Origin of the sequence: Piscibacillus salipiscarius JCM 13188 (assembly GCF_001311865.1) — a bacterium.
GTDB lineage: Bacteria > Bacillota > Bacilli > Bacillales > Alkalibacillaceae > Piscibacillus > Piscibacillus salipiscarius.
Map to the genome: position 1 here is coordinate 94940 of NZ_BBCD01000008.1, position 11110 is coordinate 106049.

Sequence of the window (11110 nt, forward strand, 5' to 3'; positions counted from 1 at the left end):
ACCATCACCTATGTGAGGCGGCTTCATTTTGATTGAACTTCTTTTTCATTGTGACCGTTGTACCAAAACCCATTTGTGAATCTACCGTAATATTATCCATAAATTCTCCATAATGGTAAAACCCATACCTGATCGCTCTAGTTCAGGTTTTGACGTAAACATTGGTTGAGTGGCTTCATCTACATTCTCGATACCACGGCCATGATCTATGATACTTAATTCAACTTCACCTTCTCGGATAAAGCATTCAAGTGTCACAATACCTTCTTCATTTTCTTCATAACCATGAATAATCGCATTAGTAACAGCTTCAGAAACTACCGTTTTAATCTCAGTTAGTTCATCAACGGTTGGATCAAGTTGTGCAATAAAAGAAGCAACTGTTACTCTAGCGAAAGATTCATTTTCGCTTTTTGCTGCAAAATCGACTTTCATGTAATTATTCATGATGCCACCCCCAACGTCTAGGGCAGCCTCTTCATTATCAGCCGTGCGGACTAATTTAAATAATCCTGATAGTTCAAACAGACGCTTAACAGATTGATTATATGAACAAATGACCATTTCACCATTAATTGCTTTACTTCTTTATAACGCCCTAGAAACACACCTAATCCAGAAGAGTCCATAAATGCTAATTTTTCTAAGTTCACTACTACATGCTTAATACTTGTATCAGCTAATTGTTCTTTCCACTTCTCCTTTAGTTGTTCAGCTTCATGATGGTCGAGTTCACCAACTAGTCTTACCAGTAAAACATCTTCTCGTTTTTCAAAATGTGAAATAAGACTCAACGCTTTTTCCTCCTTCTTAAAAATAAGCTATTGAGTCTTTCTTTTTAAATTCGTCTAATTCCTGCCACATGACAAAAGAAGTGTTAATTCGACGTTATTTACCTTGGTGAATTGATCTTAGTGCTCGCTTCCATAAAGTCCAAATATTCGCATCTTTAACTTCTTGAGCAACAACTAAAGGATATTCCCCTACTTTTTGTTCACCTTTTAAAACTCGAATTTTTCCTACTTCATCACCTTTTTTAACGGGCCATTTGTTAATAGAACCTTTAATAATTTCAGTTTTATAATCTTGTATAGATTCGCCCTTTTTAAGTAGCAATGAAATATTCGATTTTGGAGTAGCACTAATCTTTTGATTGGAACGTAATGGCTCCCATTCATAGACTGAATCACCTTTTGAGTAAAGACGCTTAAGGTCATAGTGACCAAATGCATAATCTAATAAGTTCGATATATCTCTATTGCGATCTTTTGCCGTATCCGCTCCCATCACTACTGCAATGACTCGCATATCATTCCTTTTAGCCGTAGCCGTTAGACAAAACTTAGCTTCAGAAGTGTATCCTGTTTTAAGTCCGTCAACACCTTGATAAAACTTAACGAGTTTGTTCGTATTCACTAGCCAAAATTCATCTTCAGTTCCTTTACGAAGGTAATCTTCATAAATACTTGTATAATCTGTAATTTTTTCATATTCCAATAAAGCTTTGGCCATGACAGCCATATCATGAGCTGTAGAATAATGATCTTTTTCTGGTAAGCCAGTAGAGTTTTTAAAATTCGTATCTTTTAATCCGAGGTCCTTTGCTTTTTGGTTCATTTTTTCAACAAAAGCCTCTTCAGTAACAGCAATTTTCTCTGCCATGGCTACCGATGCATCATTGGCAGAAGCAACGGCAATTCCCTTTAACAGATCTTTTACTGTCATTTCTTCAAAAGGCTCTAAATAAATTTGCGTTCCTCCCATAGAAGCAGCGTGTTCACTAATTCTGACTTTTTCATCTAAAGAAATCGTGCCGTTATTGAGAGCTTCCATGATGAGAAGCATCGTCATAACCTTCGTCATACTTGCTGGTGGTAGCTTCTTTGATTCATTTTCCTTGAACATAATCTCACCTGTGTCCGCTTCCATTAAGATTGCAGACTTCGATGATTCAATTAAATTGTTTACTTCAGCTGCTTCCTGAGCAAACATACTTGAGCTTGGTACAAATAACGATAATACAATAAGACATGTTATTATTTTTCGCATGATACTCCCTCCATTTCATGTTTCATATTTTTTCCATGGTCTTATTTTTTATTACAAGTTTTTCAAAAATATTGAGGGTTCGTGTGCTGTAAAAGAGGGAGTTATAATTCGAGAAAAAATTACCTTCAATTTGTTTCTATAAAAACAAAAAAAGATGATCCCGAATCAGTTTCGAGATCATCTTTTTCGATTTGTCTTAGCAACTACAATAAAATTATTGACTGATTAACTGGTGAACGAGCTGCGGCGCTTGTACTTCTGACGAATTAATGGAAATATTATTGTATAACTTTTCTTTTATTTCATCTACATCCGTTTGATTAGCATGGATGGTTAAAATAGATTCACCTTTTTCCACGTAATCGCCTACTTTTTTATTTAGTACAATTCCTACTGCTAAGTCAATTTCTGACTCTTTTGTTTGTCTGCCTGCTCCAAGCATCATAGCGGCATGGCCAATTTCATCCGCTACCATGTTCTCTACATAACCTGATTCTTTTGCTTCAAGTTCGAACTTATGTGCCGCTTGTGGTAGAGCATCAGGTTGATCAACTACTGATGCATCACCGCCTTGTGCAGATAAAAATTCTTTTAACTTTTTAATGGCGTTACCATTTTGTATATTTTCTTCTAACATGTTTCTAGCTTCATCAAGCGTTTCAGCTTTACCACCTAAACGACCATTTGACTGCCAAGAGTTAAGGTTAACTCTGTTAAGTCCTCAGGGCCACGACCATTTAAGGTATCAATAGCTTCCCTAACTTCTAACGCATTACCAATCGCGCGCCCTAAAGGTTGGCTCATATCACTAATGACCGCCATTGTTTGACGTCCGACATTATTTCCAATTGAAACCATAGCTTTAGCTAATTCTTCAGCTTCTTCTTTTGATTTCATGAATGCTCCAGCACCTGTTTTCACATCTAATACGATGGCATCTGCGCCTGAAGCTATTTTTTTACTCATTATTGAGCTTGCAATTAAAGGAATCGAATTAACGGTTGCTGTTACGTCTCTTAGACCGTATAGCTTTTTATCAGCTGGAGTTAGGTTTCCTGTTTGACCAATAACGGCTAACTTGTTTTTATTAACTAAATTAACAAACTCATCACTACTAATCTCAACATGAAATCCTGGTACTGATTCAAGTTTGTCAATCGTGCCACCCGTGTGACCTAATCCGCGTCCGCTCATTTTGGCTACTGGGACATCAACTGACGCTACTAATGGCGCTAAGCAAAGTGTCGTTGTATCGCCAACTCCTCCTGTTGAATGCTTATCAACTTTAATTCCATCAATGTCCGATAAATCAATCGTATCTCCTGAATGAACCATTGCCATAGTCAATGCCGCACGTTCGTCATCATTCATATCCTGAAAATAAATTGCCATAGCTAAAGCACTGGCTTGATAATCAGGTACTGAACCATCAGTATAACCTTCTATAAAAAACTGAATTTCTTCCTCTGTTAAATGTTTACCGTCTCGCTTTTTAGCGATTACATCGTACATTCTCATTTTTATACACTCCTGCTATAAATTACATCTTTCCGATGACTTTTTTCACTAGTTGAATAAAATCTTCACGTACTTTTTCAGTTGTTTCAATGACTTCATCATGTGATAGAGGCTGATCTAATATCCCTGCTGCCATATTTGAGATGCACGAGATGCCAAGCACATCGATACCTGCATGACTCGCAACAATAACTTCTGGAACAGTCGACATTCCAACAGCATCTCCACCTAATGTACGTAACATCTTAACTTCCGCACCTGTTTCATATACTGGTCCAGTATTTCCAACATATACGCCTTCTTGAAGAGTCAAGTTTAAATCTGAAGCGCAATTTTTTAGCTACTTCCATTAATTCGCGGTCGTACGCTTGGGACATATCAGGAAATCTTGCGCCTAATTCATCTTCATTCGGACCAATTAATGGATTATCGCCCATCATATTAATATGATCTTTAATTAACATTAAATTCCCTGGATCGAATGATTCATTAATCCCTCCAGCAGCATTTGTTACCACTAGTTTCTCAACACCTAATGCTTTCATGACACGTACCGGGAAAGTCACCTGCTGCATCGAATATCCTTCGTAATAGTGGAATCGACCTTGCATGGCAATGACATTTTTACCTTGTAACTCACCTATGACTAATTGCCCTTTATGCCCTGCTACAGTTGAAGTCGGGAAGTTTGGAATTTCTTTATAAGGTATAATGATTGGATTCTCAATTTCATCCGCTAGTATTCCTAACCCAGAACCAAGAATTAATCCAATATGAGGTTGTTTCCCTTCTAGATGTTGATCAATAAATGCTTTAGACTCATTAATTTGTTCAATCATTATTGCGACTCCTTTACTTAAGATCATTTAGAAAACTTTTGCCATATTCAGGTGCTTTAACGTTGAAATTATCAGCAATAGTTGCACCGACATCAGCAAACGTTTCGCGAAGCGGTAATTGTTTAGCTTCTTTAATTTCTTTGTGGTATGCCAATAAAGGTACATATTCACGAGTGTGGTCTGTACCATGATGAATAGGGTCGTTACCATGGTCAGCTGTAATAATTAGGAGATCATCTTCATTTAATTTCTCTAAAACTTCTGGTAAACGGCGATCAAACTCTTCTAGCGCTTCACCGTATCCTTGAGGGTCACGGCGATGCCCAAACTTAGCATCAAAATCTACCAAGTTCAAGAAGCTTAAACCATTAAAGGATTGTTCTATGCTTTGTAACAATTTATCCATTCCATCATTATTATCATCGGTGCGTAATGCTTCAGTTACACCTTCGCCATCATAAATATCACTGATTTTACCTAAAGCAATGACATCATAATTAGCATCTTGCAGTTCATTCATGACTGTACGTCCGAATGGTTTGAGGGCATAGTCATGACGATTGGATGTACGCTCAAAGTTACCAGGCTCTCCGACAAATGGACGCGCGATGATCCTTCCAATCATGTATGGATCCTCTTTAGTCATTTCACGAACTGTTTCACAAATCTCATATAATTCTTCTAATGGTACAATTTCTTCATGAGCAGCGATTTGTAATACAGGGTCTGCTGAAGTATAAACAATGAGTGCTCCAGTATCCATATGTTCTTTACCAAGTTCTTCTATAATTTTAGTTCCTGAAGCTGGTTTATTACCAATTACTTTACGTCCTGTTTTCTCCTCAATTTTCTGTACTAGATCATCCGGGAATCCCTCAGGGAACGTACGGAATGGCTGATCCATTCTAAGCCCCATAATCTCCCAATGGCCAGTCATCGTATCTTTACCAACTGATGCTTCTTCCATTTTAGTGTAATGCGCCATCGGTTTACTGGCAGGATCAATTCCTTTGATTTCTCTTATATTACTTAAGCCAAGCTTACCAATGTTTGGCATTGTAAGCCCATTCATATGTTCAGCAATATGTCCTAGAGTGTCGGCACCTTCATCGTTAAATTCTTTAGCATCTGGCGCCTCTCCTATTCCAACAGAATCCATTACAATTAAAAATACACGATTAAACGGTTGTTCCATGGTTGATTACCTCCAATTTTGATGTCTCTAACATTTTACCCACAACTAAAAACTATAACATAGGTCATGCTCTAGGATGGTAATTTTGGTAAATATCCTTCATCCTAGTTTTAGAAACGTGGGTATAGATTTGTGTTGTTGAAATATCAGCATGTCCCAACATTTCTTGTACAGCTCTTAAATCCGCCCCATTCTCAAGTAAGTGGGACGCAAATGAATGACGTAAGGTATGCGGTGTTAGTTCTGCCTTAATTCCTCTTTCTCTAGCAATGATTTTAAGGATCTTCCAAAATCCTTGTCTCGTCATCGGTTTTCCTCGGTGGTTAAGAAAGAGTGCATCGGTGTTGTTCTGCTTAATGAGCTCAGGTCTTGCATGTTCAACGTATTCTTCGATTGAATTTTTTGCATGCTGACCTAAAGGAACAATTCGCTCCTTACCACCCTTACCAATAATACGTACAAAGCCCATTAATAAATGCAAATCATTCACTTTTAATGATAACAATTCTGTTATACGTAATCCTGTAGCGTAAAGCGTCTCAAGCATGGCTTTATTTCTTAAATCAAGAGAATCCGTACCATCAAAGTCTAATAACGCTTCCACTTCTTGATTAGATAATACTTTTGGTAAGGTACGTTCCTTTTTTGGCGTTTTGTATATGTAGTGATGCATCATGTTTAACGCCAAACTCCTGTATAATAAATTTATGAAAAGAACGAATCGTTGAAATCATTCTTGCTATGCTTGAGCTTGACTTACCAGCTTCATTTAAGTGCTTTAAAAACTCTCTTATATGATGCCTTTCAATTTGACCAACTTCTTTTAGCCCTTCAACCTTTTCTAGAAATTTAATGTACTGGTTAAGGTCCCTTCTATATGAAGCAATAGAATTATCAGCAAGTCCTTTTTCAATTTGCAGAAAGTGAATGTAATCTTTATTGCATCTTCCATCCCGATGCCTCCTCTATTTTAAGACTTACATAAAGCCATTTCAAAACAAGCGGCTCTCAAGATTAATATTCTTTAATTTACAAATATACTAACAATTTAATAATCTGGCTTCTCTGTTTAAAACAAAAAACCTTTTTCTCTATTTGAAAAAAGGTAGTCTATGTAACCTATTTATCATCTTGTTGTTTTGATTGACAGTCTTTACAAATACCATGAAAGGTTAACCGGTGATCTTTAACCTTAAATTCCCACTGTGATTCTATTAATTTTTCAACATCACCTAATAAATCTTCTTCAATTTCTTTAACAGAACCGCATTCTACGCAAACCAAATGATGATGAAAGTGTTCAGCACCTTCTTTTCTTAAGTCGTACCTCGACACTCCGTCACCGAAGTTAATTTTATCGACTACTTTTAGTTCAGACAATAATTCTAGTGTTCTATAAACAGTTGCTAAACCAATTTCAGGTGACTTTTCTTTCACGAGGAGGTAGACATCTTCCGCACTTAAATGATCTTCCTCATGTTCTAGTAATACCCTAACAGTTGCTTCTCTTTGTGGGGTTAATTTATAACTTTGAGAATGTAATTGTTTCTTTATTTTTTCAATGCGGTTTTCCATGAAGAATCCCCCCCTCTTACTTTACATAATTAATTATATGGAAGAGGAAGGATAGTGTCAAATTATAATAATTTTAATTTATAATTTGATAACAGTTATTTGTTTATAATTATTTTAAAATGATGTGCATAATTGTGTGGAGACAAATGCCTCTAAAATGGAACCGCCAAGAATAATTAATAATGCAATTAAATAACTTTTAAAATAAAGCATCGTAGCCTGGCCGATTGTATAATGACTTTTTCCTTTTGAAAACAGCATCTTCATCACATGAATACAAAAATCATACTACTAGCTACAATTAATAGATATGCTGGAACAATTAATAAATTTTGAGGCGCAACTGATGTTATAGATAATAGAAACCCTTTCCAAGATAATTGATTGACTAGGAATCCTACTGTAAACCCAATAACAATCCCTTTTAAGAATAATAAAACCAAACAATAGGTAACCCAATAAATGATAACCCGAACAAGAATAAAAACGTCACATACTTTCCGTGCGTCCAAAATGCACTAAATAGTTCTCCAATCGTTAATAATCTAGATGACTCTGTAATGGACTGAAAATATTGCTCAACAAAAACAATAAATCTTGTTTTGCAAAAAGCTTAAAACTACCGACCATGCTAGCTCCAAAGATCACTCCGATTACAAATAGGACAAATAGAAAGATGTATAAACTCATATAAGGTTCTAATGTATAGGACGACCCCTTTAACCAACGTTTCATTATGGTTCCTCCATTCGTTTCTAGCTCTAGTAAAATCCTATGAAAGTAGAAACAAATATAGAACCAAGTAGATTATTTGAATTTATTTTTTGTTCTTCTGCACGATAACGCTGCCATAAGTCCCGCCACCACCTGGATTAATATGAAGCTCTCCTCGTCTTAACTGCAGGATTCGTTCTGCTAATTGCTTTTGGCTATGCGACTTGATTTCTTCATATGTTGCTTTGTGAATGATATACATATCATGGTGTAAAACATCCCTTAATTTCTCTAGTGTTTTAGGTCCAAGTCCTGGAATATATTCTAAAGGAACTTGGTGAACATAAGGAGGTCTTTTTCGGTTACTAGCACCTTGAGTTGCACTGATTTCTTTGATTCGTTCACTTACCCCCTTAATGACCTTTTTCGATCCGCAATTCGGACAGATCTTAGTATACTCAATTCGTTGATGACACCCTCGGCAAATCGTTGTATAGTACTTACCTAGGAGCGGGTTCATACCATAGTTTGCGATAACCTCTCTTCCTTTAAATTCATTTAATGCGAGTTTTAATTCATGAAAGGTTGGTGCTTCTAAACGCAATTTTTGATATTCACGACCGATTTTTTCTAATGAATGAGCATCTGAGTTAGTTAGAAATGTATAGGGTTGTAATTCATGGATTGTATCTGCCATCGACGTATCAGAGCTTAACCCAAGTTCCACTCCATCAATTAAATCAGGATTAAATACTTCCAAAAGACTCGTCTTAACCCCTTTGCCGTATAAACTTTTAAATGGAGTAAAAACATGTGCTGGAATAAATAGTCCCTCAAATGCTTTCACTTGTTTTTGAAGTTCTTGAGCTTGTATATACATACGCTGTGAACTTAATGTAGGGTTTTTAACAAATTGTTGATACCAGTTTGAGAAGCGCTTCATTTTTTCGAGCGTTGGTAAAAACATAATACATGAATAGGGCCTGCACAATTCTCGTCATACAGTTCAATTTCTGACCCTAATAACATTGTGACAGCTCCGTTTGAAATACCACCACCGTCCAGCTCATAACAATCATTTTTTAGTAAATCTTCAACTTCTTCAATTACTTCAGGTACATGAGCATCAATAACACCAACAAGATCTAACCCTTTCTTCTCCCGAACATACTCAAATATATTTGAAATGGTTAAATTATTAGATGCAGATATTTTAACAGGATTATTATGAATCGTTCTTCCAACATGTACATGCAGGTCGGCGTAATAACTATTTAAACTCATTTATTTCATCCTTTATTTTGTAGCATAAGATAGTGAACGGCATGAATTGTTTTTGCATCATGAATTCGTTGTTCTTCAATTAGTTTTACCGCTTCATCTAAAGTTACTTCAATTAATTCAACAAACTCATCATCATCGCCCTGCAATTGATCTTCAACCACTTTAAGTCCACTTGCTTTGTAAACATAAATAATCTCATTCGCAAAACCTGGTGACGTATAATAAGAAACAATAAAATCTAATTGTTCTGCTCGGTAACCCGTTTCTTCCTCAAGCTCTCTTTTAGCAGTCATGTCAGGCTTTTCACCAGCTTCTAGTTTTCCTGCAGGAATTTCAATAATACTTTTCTCTAACGCTTTCGATATTGTTCAACCATCACCAGTTTACCTTCATCAGTTAAGGCAATAATTGCAACTGCTCCTGGATGATCAATTAATTCCCTCTTCGACGTTTACCATCAGGCAGCTTAACTTCATCTATTTTTACATCAATAATTTTCCCCTTATAAATGGATTCACTCGATAATGTCTTTTCTTCAAATTTCTTTACCATAACAATCCCCTTTCTGCCATTTATTTTAGCATAAACCATTTTATAAGTTGTTTTTAATAGGATCTTGTTTTTAAAATAGAAAAAGAAGGAGTGATTCAAAATGGTTAAAAAGCGTCAGTTAGGAAACACAGATTTATATGTCTCTGAGATTGCTTTAGGATGTATGAATTTAGGTACGAATGTTACCCAAGCTTCCCACGTCATCCACACAGCTCTCGATCAAGGAATTAATTATTTAGATACGGCTGATTTATATGACTTCGGACAAAACGAAAAATTGTTGGACAAGCGATCAAAGGTAAACGTGACCAATTGATTATCGCGACTAAAGGTGGTAATCATTTTGAACCAGGTAAGGATGGTTGGTACTGGGACCCTTCGAAAGCTTATTTAAAAGAAGCTATTAAAAACAGCCTACTTCGTCTTGGTTTAGATGATCTTGACCTTTATCAGCTTCACGGAGGAACAATTGAAGATCCAACTGATGAAGTGATTGAAGCATTTGAAGAACTCAAGCAAGAAGGGTTAATTCGTTATTATGGTATCTCCTCCATCCGTCCAAATGTTATTAACCGATTTGTTGAACGGTCTGATATGGTAAGTGTGATGATGCAATATAGCTTATTAGACCGCCGCCCCGAAGAAGAATTACTAGACCATCTCAATGACCATAATATTGGTGTTGTAGTTCGCGGTGCACTTGGTAAAGGAATGCTCACCAATAAAGGACAGAGTCAGTGGCAGAAAAAAGGTCAAGATGGATTCCTTGATTATGATGCAGATCAGTTAAAATCTGTTGTGACATCATTACAAGATCTTGCCAATGAGGCGCATCTATCACCTCAATCTTTAGCCATTGGTTATGTTCTTAATCACCCAGCTGTTAGCAGCTTAGCACTCGGTGCAAGTAGGCCTGAGCAAGTATTAGATAATGTTCGTGCTTATGAGGCAGCACAGCTTTCAGAAGATCTGATTAAAAAGTTAAAACAAATCACTAAAGCCAATGTTTATAAGCAGCATCGTCAATAATGTTAGTTAGAAACGTTTAGCTCTAAAGTCCTCAGGCAATAGACTTTAGGGCTTTTTTATGTCGTTTATGAGTCTTTTGTCATGAATTTCTATTGATAAAAGAACATGCGTTCGCATATAATATAAACACGAACAAAAGTTCTGTTTATTTAAAAAAGAGGGATACTATGGAAAAAATCATTTTTTAGTGGATATGCAGTCATTTTATGCATCAATCGAAAAGTCAGCTGATCCTAAGTTGCAACACCAACCAGTTGTGGTAGCCGGCGATCCTGAGAGGCGTAGCGGTATCATTTTAGCTGCTTGCCCAATTGCTAAACAATATGGAGTGGAGACAGCTGAAGCCCTTTGGCAG

The 11110-nt window shown here is 36.4% G+C and carries 6 protein-coding genes and 8 pseudogenes; 2 read left to right on the forward strand and 12 right to left on the reverse strand.

Annotated elements, in window-relative coordinates; genetic code table 11:
• Positions 1-4: 4 nt before the first annotated feature.
• The 12 genes and pseudogenes from spoIIAB to JCM13188_RS07610 all read right to left on the reverse strand — a co-directional run bounded on the left by spoIIAB (position 5) and on the right by JCM13188_RS07610 (position 9726).
• Positions 5-447, reverse strand: a pseudogene (spoIIAB, locus tag JCM13188_RS07555) (anti-sigma F factor).
• Positions 444-794: pseudogene (gene spoIIAA / locus JCM13188_RS07560) on the reverse strand (anti-sigma F factor antagonist). Before spoIIAA ends, spoIIAB begins: the two co-directional pseudogenes overlap by 4 nt.
• Positions 795-888: 94 nt before the next feature.
• Positions 889-2049, reverse strand: a complete 1161-nt coding sequence (locus JCM13188_RS07565) for a D-alanyl-D-alanine carboxypeptidase family protein (RefSeq protein ID WP_054753225.1) — start codon at positions 2047-2049, stop codon at positions 889-891.
• A 214-nt stretch (positions 2050-2263) separates the two neighbouring features.
• Positions 2264-3567, reverse strand: a pseudogene (locus JCM13188_RS07570) (pyrimidine-nucleoside phosphorylase).
• Between the two features lie 22 nt (positions 3568-3589).
• Positions 3590-4406, reverse strand: a pseudogene (locus JCM13188_RS07575) (purine-nucleoside phosphorylase).
• Positions 4407-4419: 13 nt separating this feature from the next.
• Complete coding sequence (gene deoB, locus JCM13188_RS07580; protein ID WP_054753226.1) at positions 4420-5601, reverse strand: phosphopentomutase; 1182 nt, start codon at positions 5599-5601, stop codon at positions 4420-4422.
• A 64-nt stretch (positions 5602-5665) separates the two neighbouring features.
• A pseudogene (gene xerD / locus JCM13188_RS07585) lies at positions 5666-6530 on the reverse strand (site-specific tyrosine recombinase XerD).
• A 190-nt stretch (positions 6531-6720) separates the two neighbouring features.
• A complete protein-coding gene (gene fur, locus JCM13188_RS07590) occupies positions 6721-7176 on the reverse strand; it encodes a ferric iron uptake transcriptional regulator (protein WP_054753228.1) in 456 nt (151 codons plus the stop codon).
• A 266-nt stretch (positions 7177-7442) separates the two neighbouring features.
• A complete protein-coding gene (locus JCM13188_RS07595) occupies positions 7443-7619 on the reverse strand; it encodes a stage II sporulation protein M (protein WP_279401536.1) in 177 nt (58 codons plus the stop codon).
• Between the two features lie 94 nt (positions 7620-7713).
• Positions 7714-7911, reverse strand: coding sequence for a hypothetical protein (locus JCM13188_RS07600; protein ID WP_054753232.1), 198 nt, complete (start codon positions 7909-7911; stop codon positions 7714-7716).
• 82 nt (positions 7912-7993) lie between these two features.
• A pseudogene (locus tag JCM13188_RS07605) lies at positions 7994-9174 on the reverse strand (endonuclease Q family protein).
• A gap of 5 nt (positions 9175-9179) precedes the next feature.
• A pseudogene (locus JCM13188_RS07610) lies at positions 9180-9726 on the reverse strand (NUDIX domain-containing protein).
• 100 nt (positions 9727-9826) lie between these two features.
• Here JCM13188_RS07610 and JCM13188_RS07615 point away from each other — a divergent pair.
• Both JCM13188_RS07615 and JCM13188_RS18440 read left to right on the forward strand, forming a co-directional pair.
• A pseudogene (locus JCM13188_RS07615) lies at positions 9827-10755 on the forward strand (aldo/keto reductase).
• A 193-nt stretch (positions 10756-10948) separates the two neighbouring features.
• A partial coding sequence (locus JCM13188_RS18440) for a Y-family DNA polymerase (protein WP_500796494.1) occupies positions 10949-11110 on the forward strand: 162 nt, incomplete at its 3' end.